Raw genomic sequence first — 21,864 nt, forward strand, 5'->3', positions numbered from 1 at the left:
AATAAGGTTTCACGCCGTTTGGATTCCCGCGAACCGTTCTCGCGGGGGAAGGTTATGCCGCTATACACAACATCAAAGGACAATAAGAAATGGAATCCGCCGTACCAGATCAACTCCAATCCAGAATATCGCTATTTTTCCGCTCACTTGGCCCAGGCATCCTAATGGCTTCTGCGGCGGTGGGTGGCTCTCACCTTGTAGCCTCAACCAAAGCGGGTGCCATCTATGGCTGGCAACTTGCCGCACTCATCCTGCTCGTAAACCTGTTTAAATACCCATTTTTCCGAGCTGGCGTGCAATACACGATGGGCACAGGGCTTACGTTAGTCGAAGGCTACGCGAGACTGGGGCGCCCTTACCTTTGGTTGTTTCTGTTCTTAAGTGTGGTGTCGGCGGTGATCAACACCGCAGCATTGTTGATGTTTAGTGCGAGCCTGCTGGGTTACTTCATACCATTTTCACTGTCGATGGCATCGTTGAGCATCATCGTTTTGGTCACGTGTTTGATCATCTTATTCGCCGGCCATTACAAAGCACTCGACACACTTTCGAAAGTGATCATGTCCGTGCTCACCATTGCAACGCTGCTTGCTGTTGCAATTGCGTTTGGTAACCCAGTGGAACCCGTCGCGAACTTTGAATCGCCTTCCCCTTGGTCAATTGCGGCAATTGGTTTCATCGTGGTTACGATGGGGTGGATGCCAGCACCAATTGAGATTTCGTGTTTAACCTCAGCGTGGCTAAAGCGCCAGTCGAGTCAGCAAGAAGTAACACCTCGCTCTGCTCTGTTTGACTTCAACGTTGGCTACATCGGTACAGCCGTTTTGGCGCTAGTGTTTGTTTCGCTCGGTGCGTTAATGCTGCACGGTTCTGGAATTGAACTGAAGAGCTCCGGGGTAGGCTTCTCGCATCAGTTGGTTGGCTTGTACGCTTCGACCATCGGTGAATGGTCACGTTACTTAATCGCGGTGATCGCTTTCTTCTGTATTTTCGGCAGTACGATTACTGTTATTGACGGTTACTCGCGCGTAATTGCCGACTCACAACGCCTGTTGCGCTCTCAAGCGGAAACCGATCCAAAAGCAACGTCAGCGATTATGTTGGCGGTATCATTGCTGGCGCTAGGTATCGTCGTATTCTGGGCATCGGCACTGCTACCTATGCTCGACTTCGCGATGGTTCTGGCGTTTATGACGACACCATTCTTCGCGCTACTGAACTACATCTTAGTGAGCAAAACGGACTTGCCGGAACCGCTGGCTGTGGGACGCAAACTGAAATGGCTATCGATTGCTGGGCTCATTTACTTGTTTGGCTTCTTAGCTTTGTTTATTTGGTGGAAGTGGTTGATGTAATCCGCAGGCAAACCGTAGATAAAGAAAAAGGTCTTCGATTGAAGACCTTTTTTAATGCGTTTAATGCGATTAGTTGTGGCTCACCACGATCAGACGGAGCGAATCGAGCTGCACTTGAGCTTGATTGATGTAACCCGTCAGCTCTTTGATTTGCGCTTCAATCGCTTCAATCTCTTCATCACGAATGTTTGGGTTCACCGCTTTCAAAGCTTGTAAACGCTCTAGCTCCGCATTCAAGCTTTGCTGCATATCTTGCTGCGCTTGCTTACGAACGGCTTCCACTTTCTCTTCAACCAGCACATCACCCGCTTCAATCAAACGGTGCACGTCTTTTTGCACAGACGTCACCAGCTTGCTGCCAAGATGACGGTTTACTGGGCTAAGTTGACGGTTGAAACCTTCAAACTCTACTTGAGCCGATAGATCGTTACCACGCGAGTCCATCATCAGACGGATTGGCGTTTTCGGTAAGAAACGAGTGATACCGCTGCGTTTTGGTGCTTGCGCATCTACCGCGTAAATCAGTTCAAGCAGAATCGTACCAACTGGCAACGCCTTGTTTTTCAACAGAGATACCGCAGAAGTACCCACACCTTCACTCATCAGAAGATCGATACCACCTTGGATCATTGGGTGTTCCCAACTGATGAAGTGCATGTCTTCACGAGAAAGCGCGGTATCGCGATCAAAAGTGATCGTCGCACCTTCGTATGGCAAACCAGGGTAGCTTGGCACCATCATGTGCTCTGATGGCGTCACCACCAGTGCATTTTCGCCTTTGTCGTCTTGGTTCAAACCAATCGTATCAAACAGAGAAAGCGCAAACGTGACTAGGTTTGTATCACCATCAGTTGATTCAATTTTCTCAACGATTTGCTGAGCTTTTTCGCCGCCGTTAGAGTGCATTTCTAGCAAGCGGTCACGACCTTGCTCTAGTTGCGATTTCAATTCTTTGTTCAGCTTCGCTGATTCTTCGATGATCTCATCCAGAGTGCTGGTATCTCCTGACGCCAGAATCTCAATCAGAGCGTCTGAGTACTTGTCATAAACCACACGACCTGTCGGGCAGGTTTCTGCAAAGGCGTTCAGACCTTCATCGAACCAACGCGCAAGGATCGCTTGCGATGTACCTTTCAGGTAAGGAACATGAATGTCGATATCGCGGTTTTGACCGATACGGTCCAAACGACCAATACGTTGTTCAAGCAAGTCTGGGTTGAATGGCAAGTCGAACATCACCAATTGGTTGGCAAATTGGAAGTTACGACCTTCAGAACCGATTTCGCTACAGATCAGAACCTGTGCACCGCCTTCTTCTTGCGCAAAGTAAGCCGCAGCTTTGTCGCGCTCAAGAATCGACATGCCTTCGTGGAAGACCGTCGCACGGATGCCTTCGCGTTCACGCAGCGCTTGCTCCAATTGCAATGCCGTGCTCGCACGAGAAGCAATCACGAGAATTTTCTCGCCGCGTTTCTCTTTTACTTTTTCAAGTAGCCAGTTTACACGTGAGTCAAACTGCCACCAGCTTGCGTCATCGCCTTCAAATTCTTGGAAAATTTCTTCCGGGTACAGGTTCTTCATCGCACGCGCTTCAGAACTCATCTTACCGCCAATCATCCCTGCCACACGCATTGACGTGGTGTACTGCTGTGGGATATCCATCGGCATAAGATGCACATTACGCGTTGGGAAACCTTTGATTGCCGCACGCGTGTTACGGAACAAAACACGCCCCGTACCGTGACGGTCCATTAGGTTATCGATAAGCTCTTGGCGCGCTGATGCTTTCGCCTCTTCATCGCTGTTGCTTTCGATAATGCGGAAAAGTGGTTCTACGTCTTGTTCAGACAACAGTTCAGTGATCTGGTTTTTCGCTTCATCAGGCAGCTTTTCGCCTGAGAATAGTGAAGTAATCGCATCCGCTACAGGCGCGTATTGCTCTTCTTCCTCGACGAACGCTTCGTAATCATAGAAACGATCGGGATCCAGCAGGCGTAGACGAGCAAAGTGGCTTTCACGACCAAGCTGTTCTGGCGTTGCTGTCAGTAGCAACACGCCCGGAGTACGTTCAGCTAAACCTTCTACCACTTGGTATTCACGGCTTGGTTTGTCTTGGCTCCACTCAAGGTGATGCGCTTCATCGACGACAAGCAGATCCCATTCGCCTTCTAGTGCTTGTTCAAAACGCTTGCGGCTCTTACGTAGGAAATCGAGTGAACACAGCACGTATTGCTGAGTATCAAATGGGTTTTCAGCGTCCGCGAATGCTTCAATACAACGCTCTTCGTCGAAGATAGAGAAATGCAGGTTGAAACGACGCATCATCTCAACTAGCCATTGGTGTTGCAGTGTTTCAGGCACCACAATCAAAATGCGTTCAGCACGACCAGACAACACTTGCTGGTGGATGATCATGCCCGCTTCGATGGTCTTACCCAAACCTACTTCATCCGCCAACAAAACGCGTGGCGCGTGACGGCGACCGACTTCATGCGCGATGTAAAGCTGATGAGGGATCAAACCTGCTCGCATACCACACAAGCCACGCATTGGGCTCTTGTACTGTTCAAACTGGTTGGTTAGCGCACGGTAACGAAGAACGAAGTTGTCCATGCGGTCGATTTGACCGGCGTACAACTTATCTTGAGGTTTGTTGAAACGAATTTGGTTGCTAAGAAAAATCTCACGCAGAACAACTGCGGTTTCTTGCGTGTCTTCACGAGTACCGAAATAGGTGTACAGACCTTCATCTTCCAGTACTTCTTCAACTTTCAGAGACCAACCTTCTTGGCAATCGATGACATCACCGACGTTAAACGTTACTCGGGTAACAGGTGCATCGTTACGTGCGTAAACTCGGTTTTCCTCTGACGCTGCAAACATCAATGTCACAGTACGAGCATCCATTGCTACTACGGTACCTAAACCTAAATCGCTTTCCGTATCGCTAATCCAGCGCTGCCCCAAAGCAAATGTCATGAATTGACTACCTCGTTATTAGTTCTTGATTCGTATTTCTTGTTGGTCTACTCACACCCGAGGGCATGGATAATAGTTTAGATCTGATTCTGGCTTCTGCTATGCACATTGAGCTCGTCATGCGAGTGTGGACTGAACATTTTTAAGTCAGCTCAACATGATAAATCGGACGTAGCCTATGCGCAGAAAAAGGTCGCTAATCTTACTTGAAGCTGTGATTTAGGTCACGCCGAAACCGCACCAAGCGGAAACTTTTTTTCCCAAATTACAAATGCAATCAAATTGTAAAAAACTCATGCCAATTATTAAGTTGTTGGAAGTAAATATTACGTATACTTCTAATGAGGGGCGCTTAAAGACATTGCATATGATTTGAGCGCATTAGTACACGATTAGGATCAACACGGGTTTGCAGTAAGTTGTCTTGCTACTCGGTTGCTAACTAACCGACGATAGCCCGATAACCTCTATTGCAAGCAATCAGAGTTAGGTCATTTCTTATGTTGAATTTGGCTTAACCACTCGCAAGCAAAGCCGCGCTGCGGCAAGGAGACGCTATGGGCGATACCGATCGGAAACTGTTTGTACTTGATACCAACATCCTTCTTCATGAACCCTTCGCCATCTTCTCTTTCCAAGAACACGATGTTGTCATCCCTATGACCGTGTTGGAAGAACTCGACCGAATTAAAGACAGCAAACGCGATGTCGCAAGAGACGCACGCGTAGCTATTCGCGCTTTGGAAGATCTCTTTAAAGACGCAACGCCAGATGAAATTTCAGAAGGCATTCCCGTATCGAAAGAAAAACCAGACCAAGGCTCTATTGCCATTTTGGCGGATTTTGAATTGCAGGAAACCGTCAAAGCTTTCGCCGACAAAGCCGGTGACAACCGTATTCTCAACGCGGTGCTTTATCTGCAAAACAAACGAGCACCACGAGAAGTCGTGCTTATCACCAAAGACATCAACATGCGTCTGCGCGCGAAAGGAGCCGGAGTTCGCTTTGTTGAAGACTACCGAACCGACCAACTCATCGACGACATTCAATACCTCACTAAAGGCTTCCAGCAACGAGAAGGCGATTTCTGGAGCGGTATTGATGAAGTTGAAAGCTACGCGTTGGGTGGCAAAACCTACCACAAACTCAGTCGTGAGCCTTTTGACCCAACGTTCATCAACCAATACGTCATTGATGAAGACAGCGATTTTGCAGGCCGCGTTGAAACCATCAATGAAGACAAGCTAACCCTACTCGACCTAAGCCGAGAACGCATGATGCACCGCCGAGCTTGGGACATCACACCAAAAAACATTTATCAGGCCATGGCACTCGATACCCTGCTCGACCCTGACATTGATTTGGTGATCCTCACTGGTGCGGCGGGTAGTGGTAAAACGCTATTGGCCATGGCAGCTGCGCTCGAGCAAACTATTGAAAAAGGCATGTTTGATAAAATCATCGTCACGCGTAACACGCCAGACATTGGTGAGTCGATTGGCTTCTTACCAGGCTCAGAAGAGGAAAAAATGATGCCTTGGCTGGCGGCGGTAACCGATACTTTGGAGGCGCTGCATAAGCACGATCACTGCACCGAAGGCTCGTTGAAATACATCTGCGATAAAGCCAACATTCAGTTTAAGTCGATCAACTTTATGCGTGGCCGTTCGATTCAAAATGCGTTTGTGTTACTTGATGAGTGTCAAAACCTCACTGCATCACAAATCAAAACCATCATCACCCGCTGCGGTGAAGGAACCAAAATCGTCTGCTCCGGTAACTTGGCGCAGATTGACTCACATTACCTAACCCCAGTGACGTCAGGTTTGACCTACATGGTTGAACGCTTCAAGAACTTTGAAGGCAGTGCGAACATTCACCTCAACGGCGTGGTTCGTAGCCGCTTGGCAGAGTTTGCAGAAGAGAACCTCTAACCCACGTCGATTCACGCACAAAGTAAAAGAGCGCTCCAATGAGCGCTCTTTTTATCAAGGTTCGAGTGATTTACTCGGTGCCACCAACAGTCAGTGAATCAAGCTTCAACGTTGGCTGACCAACGCCTACTGGCACGCTTTGCCCTGCTTTACCACAAACGCCAACACCTTTATCGATGCTTAAGTCGTTACCGACCATCGAAACTTGCTGCATCGCTTCAATGCCTGAACCGATTAGAGTTGCCCCTTTGACGGGACGAGTCACTTTACCATCCTCAATCAAATACGCTTCTGATGCAGAGAACACGAACTTACCTGAGGTGATATCCACCTGACCACCACCGAAGTTAGGCGCGTAGATGCCTTTCTTCACGGTCGAGATGATTTCTTCTGGTGTGTGTTCACCTGGCAGCATGTAGGTATTAGTCATGCGTGGCATCGGTAAGTGCGCGTAAGATTCGCGGCGACCGTTACCCGTTGGGTTTACCCCCATTAGGCGCGCGTTCAGCTTGTCTTGCATGTAGCCTTTCAATACGCCATTTTCGATCAGCGTGTTGTACTGACCATTCACACCTTCGTCGTCCACATTGAGTGAACCACGTAGATCTTTCAGCGTACCATCATCCACAATCGTACATAGCGATGACGTCACCTGCTGACCCATTTTGCCAGAGAATACCGACGACTCTTTGCGGTTGAAGTCCCCTTCTAAACCGTGACCTACCGCTTCATGCAGCAATACGCCCGGCCAACCAGAACCCAGAACTACAGGCATCATACCTGCAGGTGCAGCTTCTGCTTCTAGGTTAACTAACGCCATACGGATGGCTTCGTCCGCGAAGTGGAAGGCTTGCTTCACACCATCTGTTTCAGACAAGAAGAAATCGTAGCCAAAACGACCACCACCACCAGCACTGCCACGCTCGCGACGGTCACCTTTCTGTGCAAGTACACTGATGGATAGTCGAACAAGAGGACGAGTATCACCAGCGAAAGTGCCATCTGTAGCGGCAACTAGCATTTGCTCGTGCACGCCACTGATGCTGATAGAAACTTCTTTGATCAGAGGCTCTTTAGTGCGAATGTACGCATCCAAAGACATCAGTAACTCGGTTTTTTGTTGTTTTTCCCAGCTTGCTAGCGGGTTAACCGCATCATAGTAAGCTTGATTTCCCGAACGTTTGAATGCTTGAACTTTGCCATTTTGGCCCTGCTGCGCAATGCCTCGCGCCGCGATTGCACTTTGCTTCAAACCTTCCGGATTGATTTGATCTGAGTAAGCGAAACCGGTTTTTTCGCCCGTCACCGCACGCACACCAACACCACAATCAATGTTAAAAGAGCCATCTTTGATGATGCTGTCTTCTAGAACCAGAGACTCGTGCCAGCTGGACTGAAAGTAGATGTCCGCATAATCGATCTGGCGCGTAGCAATGCTGGCAAGCGTGTCAGCAATGTCCTGCTCTGTCAGACCATTTGGGGCAAGGAGTGCCTGTTCTATTTGGTTTGTGCTCATAGTTAGCTCTTTTATTTCCGTCTCAATTCATTTTGAAAGCGACTGTGTTGAGTCAGCGGCATATTCTGCCTTACTTGCTGGGTTTGTGACAAATCTATCTCTGCCTCCAGCAAACCCACTTGGTCTTGAAGTTGTTTGTGAATGCGTCCCCAGGGGTCAATCACCATGGAATGCCCCCACGTTTTACGGCCGCAAGGGTGTGTTCCCGTTTGTCCACTGGCTAAAATCCAACATTGCGTTTCAATTGCTCGAGCTCGCAGCAACACTTCCCAGTGAGCTTGCCCAGTAACCGCAGTAAACGCGGCGGGAACAACAATGATATCCGCCCCCGCTAAACGCAGTGCTTTGTACAATTCGGGGAAACGAACGTCGTAACAAATGCTCAAGCCGACGCTACCGATATCCGTTTCTGCCACCACAATTTGGTTGCCCGCGGTGAAAGTATCTGACTCTCGGTAGCTGCCATGGCCATCTTCTACATCGACATCAAACATATGCAGCTTGTCATAATGGGCAATGCATTTTCCGTGAGGAGGTAAAACGAGCGTCGTCGTTGTCACACCACGCGCGGTTTGAATCGGCATGCTACCAACGACAAGCGTCAGTTGATGACTCTTCGCGATATTGGCTAAACGCTCTTGAATAGCACCGCTACCTAACGGCTCTGCATGTTGATGGTACTCTTCTCGACTGGCAAACAACACCGCATTTTCCGGCGTGAGCACCAGCTTTACTCCTTGATTGGCCGCCAAAGTACATTGCTGGTCAATAAAGTCCAAATTCGCCTGAATATCAGGCCCCGAAGTCATTTGAATGATGCCAACACGTTCCATGTGTTCTCTTCCTTCTACCACTTAGTCGGGCGATCTATTTAGCCTGCTCACGCAGTTTTTCTGGCAGCTTGTATTCGCCTTTACTACGTGAAATCTCTTTTACGGTTGGTGAATCTAACGGGCCTTTGACCTCGTAATTCACTTGGGTGAACACCTCTACAACAGGAGAAATCACCGTAGAAATCGCCAGCACGTACAGAGCGGTTTGAGGGGCCACCGCAAACGCCGTCAACATTGGTAACCCTGACGTAATATCCGGCGTAAACTTCACTTCCGCATCTACCATTCTGGTGGTCATGTTTGCAATACCACGAATTTGCATTTCACCAGCTAGCGCATCCATCACAATATCATTGGTGATGAACACACCATCTTGGATTTTACCTGTACCCGTGATGGAGTTGAACGCCATGCCTTTGTCGAATACGTCGGTAAAATCGAGCTGCATCTTACGAATGATGGAGTCCAAGCTAAATAGGCCAAGCAAACGCGCCGCGCCGCTGACTTCACTCACGACCCCTTTGCCAAACTCCGTCGAGACATTCCCCTGCAAGGTTGGTGTTTTCATCGACCAAGGCGCACCATCCCAATTCATATTGGCGTTGATCTCAAATGGCGCTTGCTGGATCCCAGACGTGATACCAAAACGCTCCATCAGATCCGTATTGTTATCGCCTTTCATTTTTAACGTCAGATTGGAATGGCTACGATCTTTGGTCAGCTCCCACCAACCATTCATATCGATGCGGTTTTTGCCGCTACTGAAGGTAATGTTTTTCCACTCCAAACGATCATCTTGACGCTGTAAGTCGACATTCACTTTGCCAACCTTGTAACCTTGCAGCCAAAAATCGTCGATGTTCAATGTTAAGTTTGGCATCTCTGCGTGAAACTTGCGGTCAAAGTTGGTAATAAGTGGCGCACTCTGATCTTCACTAGCGAAAATCGAACTGCGCTCTTTGGTCATTTCCTCAAAGTCTGGCAAGTACAAATGCAAATGGTCTAGAGACACCGATAAATCGTACGGTTTGAGGTACGTTGCTTTGCCTTTCACCTCTTGGCTACTCACGTCCAACTGCCAACTTAGGTTCTTTTTACTAGCGTTCAATGCCACATCGTGAAACTCAATGCCGCCCAATAACAAGTTCGGCGTTTCGACTTCAATACGCGTTGGTAAAGGAATCGTAGGCGTCTGCATGTTTGCCAGCACCGATTGCGCTTTACTCTCTGGCGTATCCAGTAACGTCGCCCACTTATCTAGGTTTAACTCATCTAGACGAATCGAAGCATCGTGCCCAACGACAGGGCTAATTTTAAAACCGCCTTTGCCTAACACTAAGTTGGTCGCGGTTAACACTGGCACATCGCCCGAGATATCAATTTCGGTCTGATATTTCGCATTTGGGATTTGCAAACGAGCCGAAATGCTCTCCTGATTCCCCGATGCTTGGAGTTTCGCCTGACCAGCTTCACCGACCTTTTTCGTCAATGGGTATGGGTATTCACTGGCTAATCGACCGAGCTGCGCCAACACATCCACTTGGTAAGTAAAACCCACATCGTTGAGCTGCAAGTCAATGTCCATTTGCCAAGGTGCATGACCGGAAACCAAGCTCAACCAACGTTCACCCAAATAAGGCTTGAGAGGCTCTACATCCCAATCACCTAAAGTATTGATGGTCACGTTGTAGCCTTGGTCCGCACTTTCGCCGTGGAAATCGAGTGAAATAGGCTGCGAGAGTAACTCTGCTGACAAGCCAGATGTCGTCACCACATCGTTGTCGAACTGAATGCGGCCTGTGGCTTTTTCTAGCGTCATTGGCGGCGCATCAATGTCAACACGGTTGTCTTTCAAATCCGCATAACCCCAAGCTCGCGCGTCTTTTTCCATATCAAAAGGAATGTTGAGCTGGAACTCGGAATACACCGGGCCACTGACTTGCAAGGCCGTCAACGCGGCACCAACCGAGTCAACCAGCGGCGTAGCCATCATGTAGTCGCGAACTTCATTACCTGGAGCTGTGGCTTTAGCTTCAATTTCGATATGGCCATCTTCAGCCAACTCCGGAATGCGCCCCGTGATGCGTTTAGCGTGAACGCCATTTAACGTCGCCGATTTGGAATCCAGATACATGGCGTCGTTTTCAAACAATAGATCAAGCTGCAAGTCGGTAATGGTTGGCCACGCAGTATCAAAACTGAATTTCGCGTCTTTTAAGCCAACCCATGCCTGAAACATGCCGTTGTGCTCTTTGTAAGGAAAATCTCCTAACTCGCCATACCACAGCAATTTGGCCGTATTTACTTTACCGCCTTGAATGGCGGTCGATAGGTAGTCCGTCAGATCTTGGCCTAATGCCAAGGTTGGCAAGTAACGCCAAGTTTCACCAGCGTTGTAGAGATCCGCCTCAGCATAAAACGATAGGAATGGGCTTTGCTCTTTAGGGAAATCGAGTCGAAATGCGCCCAACACTTGAAGGTCCGGAGTCGCAGCCGTGACTTTATCCGACCACAAACGCCAACCTGTCTCATCTTGCTGCCAGATAATGTCGACTTCGCCTTGCTTGATGTTCAATGGGGCTTGGAATACATCCCCGTACGGGAAAACATCATCAATGACCGTGACTTTCGCTTTCGCTTGCTTCAAGTCACCCGCAACGCTGCCTTGCACATGTTGAAAGCCCGGCAGCAGTTCCCATTGAGTCATAGCTAACTCATCGAGGTCCGCCGAATAACGCAAGGTATCTAAGCCACCATTCATGGCTAAACGAATGTCTTCAACACGACCTTTCGGCGCTAATTTATTGAGTAAGTCACTGGTTGATTCCGATTCCGGCGCGAGCTTAACGAGTGGAATCAACGCCTCAATGTCGAGCTGAGAAAGGTTGAGCTTCCAGCCATCTGGTTGCCAATCAAAAGCCGCATCAAGTTCAGGCCAGGATTTGTCATCGGTGCGAATTTGAAGTGAGTGACCATTTACTTTCCAACCTTGCTTATCAGGCAAGAGCTTAAACACTCCCGATTCGATAAACAGTTCATGGCGGCCATTTTCATTCCATACGAGCTCAGACGGTTGTAGCTCTACGTACGCATAATTAGGTTGGCTGTGTTTGAGAGTCAGCCAGGTATTCAAACTGACCTTGCCAGACTCCGCACCCGATTCTTCTTGCATGTACGTGGTAAGCCAAGGTGTTACCGAGACATCTTGCGCACTCACGTAAAACTCACCAGACACATCACGCAGCGAACCATGGTCTTTAAAGTTAGCATTTACTAACAGTGAGTTCAGGCTAGCGTCTGCAATACTGACTGTGCCTTCCGCTAAGTGACGTTTACCTTGATTACTCCAGCGAAGCTGTTCGATATCGAGTCGACGAGTTTCGCCCGATACCGATTTGTACCAGACGCGTGAATTCGTAATGGTGAAGTCTTCAAACTGACGCAGCAATAGTGAGTCCAGCTGATCAATCAGCTTAATTTCATTTTGGTCAACATCAGTGGCCGGCTCTTGATTGCTCGACGTAGGTAGAAGATCGACCGTGCGAATATCTAATGCCAAGTTATGAATGGTTAAGTCTGCCACGACGGGCTTAAACTGAAGTAACGATTGAATCAAATCGAATTCAATTTGAATTTCATCAACGGCGAATCGAGCTTCTTGGTTATTCGGTAAGTTAGCTTCTAAGCCGAGTAACGCGATAGAGGGATGGCTATTACGCCAAGAACCAGCAACGCTGGAGATAGAAAAGTCAAAACCTGTGCCTTGTTTGACCCAGGTTTTGATCTCATCTTGGAAGTGGTTAAGTTGTGGCAATGTGACGCGTAGAGTGGTCACTAGAATGGCTAAAAAAACCAAGACAGTGACTAACATCCACGCGCAAAAACGCCCAAAACGGTTAAAACCAGAATTCACAAATGTTCCAATTACATCATCACGACGTCAAACTGTTCCTGAATGTACAGGGGTTCAGCCTGAATACGGACTTGCTTACCAATAAATACTTCAAGTTCTGCCAGCGCATGAGACTCATCACCCAAAAGCGCTTCTGCAACAAATGGCGATGCGTATACGACAAAGTTGTCGGCATCGTACGCTCGGTTTACACGAGTGATCTCGCGCAGAATCTCGTAACACACCGTTTCAACCGTTTTCACGGTGCCACGGCCTTCACAAGTAGGACAACCAGAACAAAGAATATGTTCAATACTTTCGCGCGTACGCTTACGCGTCATTTCAACCAGACCTAACTGCGTAAAGCCATTGATGTTGGTTTTCACGCGGTCTTTCGACAATGCAGCTTCTAACGAAGTTAGTACTCGCTGACGATGCTCTTCTGACGCCATATCGATAAAGTCGATAATGATGATGCCACCTAGGTTACGCAGACGTAACTGGCGAGCAATGGCTTGAGTCGCTTCAATATTGGTATTAAAGATGGTCTCTTCTAAGTTACGACGACCAACAAACGCACCCGTGTTGATGTCGATGGTGGTCATCGCTTCTGTTTGATCGATGATTAAGTAACCACCCGACTTGAGCTCAACTTTGCGCTCCAAAGAGCGTTGAATTTCGTTCTCAGTGTCGTACATATCAAAGATAGGCTTGTCACCTTCGTAAAGCTCAAGCTTATCGGTCAGCTCCGGTACGTACTCAGAAGTAAACTCTTTGAGGTTCTCATATTCTAAACGTGAATCGACCAAAATCTTGTCGAGTTCCGTTCCAACGAAGTCACGCAAAATACGTTGTGCAAGACCAAGCTCGCCATACAGCGTTGAACGTGTCTTGTACTTAGAACGACGCTCCATGACTTTCAGCCATAAGCGTTTTAGGAACGCAGCATCTTGAGAGAGTTCTTTCTCGTCCGCCCCTTCTGCGGCCGTGCGGATAATGAAACCACCGTGCTCATCGCAGTAGTGATTCACCACTTTTTTAAGGCGCTCACGTTCACTTTCGCTTTCAATACGTTGCGATACACCAACGTGGCTAGCGCCAGGCATAAAGACGAGATAACGGGAAGGAAGTGTGATGTCAGTAGTTAAACGCGCACCTTTAGTGCCAAGAGGATCTTTAACTACCTGTACGACGATATCCTGACCTTGGCGAACCAATTCAGAAATGTCACGAACTTGAAACTGCTGTTTCTCGTTCTCTGCCACACATTCAGTATGCGGAACGATATCAGACGCATGTAAAAACGCCGCTTTATCTAAACCGATATCGACAAAAGCCGCTTGCATGCCAGGCAGCACTCGGCTTACTTTGCCTTTGTAAATGTTGCCCACAATACCGCGACGAGATTCGCGCTCGATATGAATTTCTTGTAGTACTCCACCTTCAATCATGGCCACACGAGTTTCACTCGGGGTCACGTTAAGCAGCAATTCTGCACTCATGTGCACACCTCAAAACAATTATAAAAATTCTTGAATTAGCTGATCGGTTTCGAACAAAGGTAAGCCTACTACAGCGTGATAACTGCCTTCGATTCGGGTGACAAATCGCCCTCCGAGTCCCTGAATACCATAACTTCCAGCTTTATCGCATGGCTCTCCTGACTGCCAATATTGTTCGATTTCTTCGTGAGTCAGTGGCTTAAACCATACGTCAGTGGTGACGACCACCGAGTGTTGTTGTTCCGATGATACGACGCTCACCGCTGTCATCACTTGATGACGACGACCGGATAAGTCAGTAAGCATACGCTTTGAATCTTCAAAACTTTTTGGCTTCTCTAACACACGGTCATCGCATACTACGACCGTGTCTGAGCCCAATACAACGGAATCAGGCTTAGCCAACGCTAAGCCTGCCTGAGCTTTTTCCAAAGAAAGACGCAGCACGTAGTCTTGTGCTTGCTCATCAGCCTGTTTGGCTTCTTCGATGTCCGGTAATACGATATCAAAGTCATAGCCTAGTTGAGCAAGCAGCTCTTTTCTTCTCGGAGAACCCGAAGCGAGAACGAGAGATAGGCTCTTTTTCACCGCATTACCTTACGTGCCAAGCGCGACGAACTCGTCGCATTAATAAAAACATCCATGGCCAAAGTATACAGTTTATTGCCGCCGTCCACAGAGATAATGGATTAAATACTACGTCCTGGTTCAAATATTCCCCACAGAATATCAAAACTTCCAATAACGCAGTAAAAAAGGCAATTAAAATCGACTGTTGCCACAATGCCATGTTACGAATTAGCAAGAAATTCAGTGCCACCAAGTAGATGACAATGGACATCATCATGCCCCGAATTCCTAGCGTTGAACCAATGAGAATGTCCCACAATAAGCCCAACACTAACGCCGTGCCGACGTTTACTCGATGCGGCAATGCCAGCACCCAATAACACGTCACCAAAAATAGCCATGAAGGACGAAGTAGGTCCAATACACCAGGCCAAGGAATGGTTTGCAGTACTAGCGCAACGAAGAAACTAACACCAATCACCATTCTGCTACGCAATACATTACTGGCCATTAGTTACCTCTTGTTCTTGCTCTAACCCGTCATTCGCGTTGGATTGCAGTACTTTGTGCTGACGATCTTCGTTTGGCCAGATCAACAGCAAGTATCGTAGACGATCAAACTCCACCACAGGTTCGGCTTTGATTGATGCAAACTCTTGACGAGTATCGTGATCCACATTCGTGACCGTCGCCACTGGGTAGCCTTCAGGGTAAATGCCTCCCAGACCGGATGTCACAAGTAAATCACCGACTTGAATATCAGTACTGGTTGGAATGTGTTCCAGTTGGATTTCATCCATTTCACCATTACCTGATGCAATCACTCGAATGTCATTACGAATGACTTGAACTGGAATGGCATTTTTTGCATCTGTCAGTAGCAATACGCGCGCATTGTGCGCCGCAACAAACGTAACCTGACCGACAATACCTTTTTCGTTAATAACGGGCTGACCAACGTACACACCGTCAATTTGGCCTTTATCAATCACCACTTGATGACGATAAGGTGAAGTATCCACCGCCATTACTTCAGTCACGACCTTCTTCTCATCACGAACAAAAGACGAGCCAAGCAACTTACGCAAGCGTTGGTTCTCTTCTTTATATTGGTCGAGCAAGATCAATTCGCTTTTTAGACGAAGCACTTCGCGCTTTAAGTTGCGATTGCCTTCTACTAATGCCTGACGAGTATTAAAACGTTCGAATACACCATCAAACATGCTGCGAGGCATATTCGCGGCGTACTGAATTGGCGCAACCATACTGTTGAGTAGGTAGCGAACGTTGGAAAACGTATCTAGACGACTATCAGCCAGCATCAAGCTCGCCGACACGATGACAGCAAAAAACAGACGTAATTGCAGAGACGGGCCTCTGCCAAAAATCGGTTTCATCTTGTTTTTAACCTGATTGCTTCCATGATTATTGAGCCTTACTTGGCAACCTGAAACGCGTTCAGATATGGAGCATGTTTGAATTACAGAGAGAGCAGAAAAGAAGGTGAAGCCCGTAATGAGCTTCACCTACATTTTTATTCTTCAGAGAACAGATCGCCACCGTGCATGTCGATCATTTCTAGTGCTTTACCACCACCACGTGCCACACACGTTAGTGGATCTTCAGCGATAACTACCGGAATACCCGTTTCTTCCATAAGTAGGCGATCAAGATCTTTCAGTAGTGCGCCACCACCGGTTAGCACCATGCCGTTTTCAGAGATGTCTGAAGCTAGCTCTGGTGGACACTGCTCTAGCGCAACCATGACTGCAGAAACGATGCCTGATAGCGGCTCTTGTAAAGCTTCTAGGATCTCGTTTGAGTTCAAGCTAAAGCTGCGTGGCACACCCTCTGCAAGGTTACGGCCGCGAACTTCAATCTCTTGAACTTCATCACCTGGGTAAGCAGAACCGATTTCGTGCTTGATCTTTTCTGCCGTAGCTTCACCAATCAAACTACCGTAGTTACGACGCACGTAGTTGATAACGGCTTCATCAAAGCGGTCACCACCGATACGTACAGAAGACGAGTAAACCACACCATTTAGAGAGATAACGGCAACTTCAGTAGTACCACCACCGATATCGACCACCATCGAACCTGTTGGCTCAGAAACACGCAAACCAGCACCAATCGCCGCCGCCATTGGCTCGTCAATTAGGTAAACTTCACGTGCGCCCGCACCCAATGCAGATTCACGAATCGCACGGCGCTCAACTTGAGTAGAACCACAAGGAACACAAACTAGTACGCGAGGGCTTGGCTTAAGGATGCTGTTATCGTGCACTTGCTTGATGAAGTGCTGAAGCATTTTTTCAGTTACGTAGAAGTCAGCGATTACGCCGTCTTTCATTGGACGGATAGCTGAAATGTTACCAGGTGTACGACCCAGCATTTGTTTTGCTGCATGACCGACTGCAGCAACGCTTTTTGCAGAACCTACACGATCTTGACGAATAGCAACTACAGAAGGTTCATCAAGGACAATACCTTGTCCCTTTACGTAAATTAGAGTGTTGGCAGTACCCAAATCGATAGATAGATCGTTAGAAAACATGCCACGAAGTTTCTTAAACATACTCTTCGCTCATCCTGCAAAAATTTAGAAGACAAAAATTGTCCTAAATGTACCAATGCCTCGCTGTCACAGCAAGGCATTGGTACACAAACATGAGCAGAAAGCCTCAATTTCTTGCAGTTTCCTTACTTAACGCAAGAAACCGAAGTTGTTACTGTCCGGTTAATCCCGGCTCGCCACGATAAATCACGCGATCATTGCCACGGTGAATACCAAATGTGACAACGGAAGATGGATTTTCTTCTCCAGCGTTATTATTATCCCAGTTGTATTTGAGCCAAGGTAAACCATTGGTTGAATCATCAAGATCTAACCAAACGCGCGTTTGCTGACGGTATGGTTCAGCTTGAGTTGCAGTAACAGAGCGAGAAGAACCTGAGGAAACAGTCCCACCACCTCCTAACGTGACTGCTTTCGGAGCAGCACTAGCACCTGTTGGCCAAATGTGACGCAAGGAATCCTTTTTCATCACTCCCATAACTTTTGTCTGGCTGTCATCTTGATTAACAATAAAACGCCCATCATTCCAATATTCGACTCTTAGCGGGATATGTAGCGTTGTACCCTGATTTCCACCTACATCATCAAGAGCAATGCGACCAAAGCGTAAATCCGGCTGGACAAATAGCTCCTTGGTACCAATAGTCACACCAACCTTATCTACTGATGATGAGGAAAGATCAATAGAAATAGACGTATCTGAAGAATTCTCTAAGTAATTTAATGGGCCGTCAGGTTTAGTGACTACTTTATTCCACACCAGTCCACTCGCGCTATATTTCCCGACACTTTGCCCTGAAACATAGGGACCTTTACTACCGTTCAACCAGTTACCAGTGTACGTGCCCGGCGCACTGAACCTATTAACATTGGCATAGTTATCTTCGTACAAGTTAAATTTAGCTTGGTGTCGTGCATCAAAATACGCGTAATTATGTAAGGCACCGTCTCCTTTCGACAATGCTTCAACGTAGAACTGTTTTAACCCAAAAGGCTGTCCCATATAAGCAAATGCTTGGCCATTTGGGTAATCCCATATGTTGTTGTACGAAGTTGTTTGATCGCTACTGTAAACATTGAATTTACTAGGGTAGAAACGTCCAACATTGAGCGTTGCATCGGCAATCTTATACGTGCTGCTTCCCAGATAGGTAGAGAATGCTTCCCCTTCACCACCAACAGGGGCAGTAGCGGTAAACTCGAATGAGCCTACTTCATCAACAGACTGCTTGAAAGACACGGAACCACTAACCCACTTAGCATCTTCTGGTAGCTTTTCTGTTAGTAACGAGCCATTCACAACATTACCCTTGTTCACACTCGTTGTCGGGTCTGGATAAGTCACTACATGATCAATACTAATATGCGACTCTTGGTAATTTCGGGCAACTTCTCCGTCTGATTGATATGCTGTTACCTGCATTGTGAACTCTTGTCCTGCTGGAATATAGCTTTTGCAATCAGGTAAACACGCACCATTACCACTTACGTTCAGACTTAACTTCGCAGGGAAACTCACAAATGATGCAAAGCCCGCCGAATCCTTCACGTCGTTAACTTTCGCATCGATACGGATTTTACCAACCTCTTTATAATTAACTTTGAGGTAAGCTTTACCATTTGAATCAAAGTAGACATCGGACAAAGACTTAGCAACTTGAGGTTGCAATACGGTATGACCACTCCATTTAGCATTGCTGTCACCCGCTTTTTTGTACCATACCTCAACAGATTTCGTTTTATCGACGGGTGCAATCTCGTGAGTCACTTTCATAGTAACATCTCGGCTTTCGCCCCCAGCTTTTACATGTGATGAGCAGAATGAAAGATGATCTGTACCGGCAGATTGTCTAGCCGAAACCACATCCCCTATGTTTACTCCGAGTACGTTTTGAGAAAATAACACATTACAGTTCTCGACGGACAATTCATCACCGTTATTGATGCGACAACGCGCTCCTTCAAAACCAAACTGAGGTACCGAACTATTCGCGACTCCCATCGTAACCGTACCGGCTTTATACCCCTGTAATAGAAGATCAACTGAATTGTTGAAAGTAATGTCCGTGAGCTTTTCTTGCTCTCCATTTACCCAGTTAGCGACGCTATTGGTGGATGATGGCAGTAAAGTAACTGTCAATGGTTCTAACTCGCCTTCGCTTGCGGCTGCATCTTCTGGATAGGTTTGAGTACACCTTTCATTCATACATGCTTTTAGCGTGACTTTCGAAGGCTGGCACGTACTACCGGATCCTGAATAGTCAAATTCAAAGTGATGGATACCATCCGTTAACTTCTTGTATTTATCTGCACAAACTTGGAAATCATCAATTTCGTGGATATTGGTATATGACCCCGTCGATGCAGTTACAGAAATACGGAAGTTTTCTGGAGCAATAGACTGCCCATAACCATTCATAACATTGAATGATTTGATTAACGTTTCCCAGCGACCACCATCAATTTGACGCTCAATAGAAACCCAAACTCCGCTCGCTCGGTTTTTAACGGTTTTGCGAGAGTCTACAGTCATTCTGTAACGGTGGACCTCATCTTCACCTCGACCATTGTAATAAGTTCCGAATACATCAAGTGCACCAACATCTGTATTATTTTTAATAAATTTATAGCCCCCAAACCAACCTTCTTTGGACTGACCGTTGTACTGGATTGTCTTCTTATAACCTGCTCCGCGAATAGCAATAGATTGTTGGCTACGACCTGGACGGCCATAGTCATTCTCATAATAACTGCCTTCATTCGAGAAGTTACCATACTCATCGATACCAAATGCTAACCAACCGCCGGCAAAACCTTCTAAACCGGGTTTTACACCAAAACCTAAAGGTCCACCAAATGCACCTGTCGCTGGTGGGACATTTGCGTCAGAAAAAACGATACCAACCCCATCTGCACCAGGTCGTGTGGTATTTGAATGAGCATAGTGATTAAACTCCACCTGCATAACGTTATCATCAGATGGGAAGATATAGTTGTAGGCTGATGCTGTTGCTTGATTATATTGGTTGCTTGATAACCTAAACTTGCCACCAGTAATGCTCGGTTTAGCACTATTCTTAAAGCCCATCACAGACCAGTTTGTAAGAGAGCCTGAGTCAAAATCTTCAGGTGGCAACGATTCACATTGAATAGGCTCTGGGTCAGGGCCTGGTGGCGTCATTCCACAATAGTCGTAGAAATCTTTGTATTGAGAGCTCTCACCAACTTCAACGGGACATGTACCTCGAGTTTGAGATGTATCACAGCTCGTATCATTTAGACCGCAATAACCAACCAATTTACCGTTATAAGAGTATGAAGAGTTTGCGGTTCCGCAAAGCGTTGAGTTACTGGCAATACTTACGTCTTTGTGAGTAGGGAAACCAATCGCTTTGGCGTCCGCAAGAATTTTAGCCGACGATAACGCCATTCCCTCATTTTTCACACTCGCAGTACCAAAAACAGAAGAGTTAGTCACGTGCAAGTATTTCTTGGTAGAGACGTCATCACCTACATATGAATTACTAATATTTGCACCGTCATTCCAGCTGGAAGCGGCACCACACACATAAGAACTTTCGATCACATGAAGATATTTCTTAACATCAACATCACCTTTTATTTTTGAGCTCTTGACCTGACCGCCTTCGTCAGTACTCGACACAACACCTGAAACTTGAGAGTACTGAATGTCGACATAGCCTTTCGCAGTGACGTTGCCTCCAACTTGACTGCTGACAATGGTCATACTTTGGTTACTACCCTGCGTATTATCGATGTTTCCATCTACACTAGAATGAGAAACGCTTACGTAGCCTTTAGTAAACACATCACCTGAAATCGATGAACTATTGGAAATAGCAATGGCTGGATTTCCATTACTTTGAGAAGTCACATTTCCTGTCACATCAGTTCTATTGAGCTCAATGTAGCCATCTGCGGAAACAGACTGGTTAACCTTATAGTTTATGACTTTCACTTCATTCTTAGCGTTGATGTAGCCATCAACAAATTTAGTTGAACCTGATGCTGAAAGTTCCGCACCACCGTGAGACGAAGATATGTGACCTCCAACGGAAGTGTTCGTTATTTGAACTTGGTTCTTGGCTTCGATATGTGAGCCCACATTTACGTTGTAAAGCGAGATTCCACCATTATCACTATCGACGTAACCATCAACGTTACCGTGATTAATTGTAAGCTGACTGTAAGCCAAAGCATTTTGTCGAATATCGACATTGTTTAACTGGAGACCATTATTAACACTTCTCAGTGAACCAAATATTGTTGAATCTGTTAGTTGGATATAACCACCATTATCAACATGGCCATACACATACAGGTTGCGAGCGCTAAAAGAGTTACGATTCAGGTTTAACGATAAGTTGTGGCTAGGACTACCGATCGTGTTTCCACCACCTAAAGAAGCGTTTCGACGTAACACTAATTGCGAGGTGCTTCCGCCAGTAACAATATTATCACCGTAATAGAGAGTTACATTACTAGGACACACGTAAACAGAAAGGCCATTGGAATAATAACCATTTGTTGGGCAAGGACTATAAACAGGCACCCATTGACGTTGCCAGTTCCCTTTTTCCCTGACCCAATCAACGGTAGGGGTTAGATCATACGTTACAGCAGCAAGCCCTTGAGCACATAACAAAGAGTAGGTTATAGCACCAAGTATTATTCTTTTTTCCAT

12 protein-coding genes are annotated in these 21,864 nt (G+C 46.8%); 2 read left to right on the forward strand and 10 right to left on the reverse strand.

Going from position 1 to position 21,864, the window contains the following annotated elements:
• The first annotated feature begins 89 nt into the window (after positions 1-89).
• Positions 90-1,355 carry an NRAMP family divalent metal transporter gene (locus UF05_RS13490; protein ID WP_020841318.1) on the forward strand — a complete coding sequence of 422 codons (1,266 nt, stop codon included), beginning with the start codon at positions 90-92 and terminating at the stop codon, positions 1,353-1,355.
• A 69-nt stretch (positions 1,356-1,424) separates the two neighbouring features.
• Here the strand turns inward: UF05_RS13490 and rapA are convergent, their stop codons facing one another.
• Positions 1,425-4,334 carry an RNA polymerase-associated protein RapA gene (gene rapA / locus UF05_RS13495; RefSeq protein ID WP_045544931.1) on the reverse strand — a complete coding sequence of 970 codons (2,910 nt, stop codon included), beginning with the start codon at positions 4,332-4,334 and terminating at the stop codon, positions 1,425-1,427.
• Between the two features lie 557 nt (positions 4,335-4,891).
• Here rapA and UF05_RS13500 point away from each other — a divergent pair.
• The gene (locus UF05_RS13500) at positions 4,892-6,268 is read left to right on the forward strand and encodes a PhoH family protein (protein WP_045544930.1); all 1,377 of its coding nucleotides are present in this window, start codon (positions 4,892-4,894) and stop codon (positions 6,266-6,268) included.
• A gap of 70 nt (positions 6,269-6,338) precedes the next feature.
• Here UF05_RS13500 and tldD read toward each other — a convergent pair whose 3' ends face one another.
• The 9 genes from tldD to UF05_RS13545 form a co-directional block, all read right to left on the reverse strand.
• Positions 6,339-7,784: a metalloprotease TldD gene (tldD, locus tag UF05_RS13505; protein WP_045544929.1), complete on the reverse strand. Its 1,446-nt coding sequence runs from the start codon at positions 7,782-7,784 to the stop codon at positions 6,339-6,341.
• Positions 7,785-7,795: 11 nt separating this feature from the next.
• Positions 7,796-8,617, reverse strand: coding sequence for a carbon-nitrogen hydrolase family protein (locus tag UF05_RS13510; protein ID WP_045544928.1), 822 nt, complete (start codon positions 8,615-8,617; stop codon positions 7,796-7,798).
• Between the two features lie 34 nt (positions 8,618-8,651).
• Positions 8,652-12,530: a YhdP family protein gene (locus UF05_RS13515; protein WP_045544927.1), complete on the reverse strand. Its 3,879-nt coding sequence runs from the start codon at positions 12,528-12,530 to the stop codon at positions 8,652-8,654.
• Between the two features lie 11 nt (positions 12,531-12,541).
• The gene (gene rng, locus UF05_RS13520; RefSeq protein ID WP_005461826.1) at positions 12,542-14,011 is read right to left on the reverse strand and encodes a ribonuclease G; all 1,470 of its coding nucleotides are present in this window, start codon (positions 14,009-14,011) and stop codon (positions 12,542-12,544) included.
• An 18-nt stretch (positions 14,012-14,029) separates the two neighbouring features.
• The gene (locus UF05_RS13525; RefSeq protein WP_005461824.1) at positions 14,030-14,599 is read right to left on the reverse strand and encodes a Maf family protein; all 570 of its coding nucleotides are present in this window, start codon (positions 14,597-14,599) and stop codon (positions 14,030-14,032) included.
• Positions 14,600-14,603: 4 nt separating this feature from the next.
• Positions 14,604-15,092 (reverse strand): rod shape-determining protein MreD, encoded by a 489-nt coding sequence (gene mreD / locus UF05_RS13530; RefSeq protein ID WP_005461823.1) that lies wholly within the window; start codon positions 15,090-15,092, stop codon positions 14,604-14,606.
• The gene (gene mreC / locus UF05_RS13535) at positions 15,082-15,978 is read right to left on the reverse strand and encodes a rod shape-determining protein MreC (RefSeq protein WP_005461822.1); all 897 of its coding nucleotides are present in this window, start codon (positions 15,976-15,978) and stop codon (positions 15,082-15,084) included. The genes mreD and mreC overlap by 11 nt, the downstream gene beginning before the upstream one ends.
• Before the next feature lie 137 nt (positions 15,979-16,115).
• Positions 16,116-17,159, reverse strand: coding sequence for a rod shape-determining protein (locus UF05_RS13540; RefSeq protein ID WP_005381144.1), 1,044 nt, complete (start codon positions 17,157-17,159; stop codon positions 16,116-16,118).
• 151 nt (positions 17,160-17,310) lie between these two features.
• Positions 17,311-21,864 carry a DUF6701 domain-containing protein gene (locus tag UF05_RS13545; protein ID WP_045544926.1) on the reverse strand — a complete coding sequence of 1,518 codons (4,554 nt, stop codon included), beginning with the start codon at positions 21,862-21,864 and terminating at the stop codon, positions 17,311-17,313.

The organism is Vibrio sp. S457-15 (assembly GCF_000960545.1).
GTDB classification, from domain to species: Bacteria; Pseudomonadota; Gammaproteobacteria; order Enterobacterales; family Vibrionaceae; genus Vibrio; species Vibrio parahaemolyticus.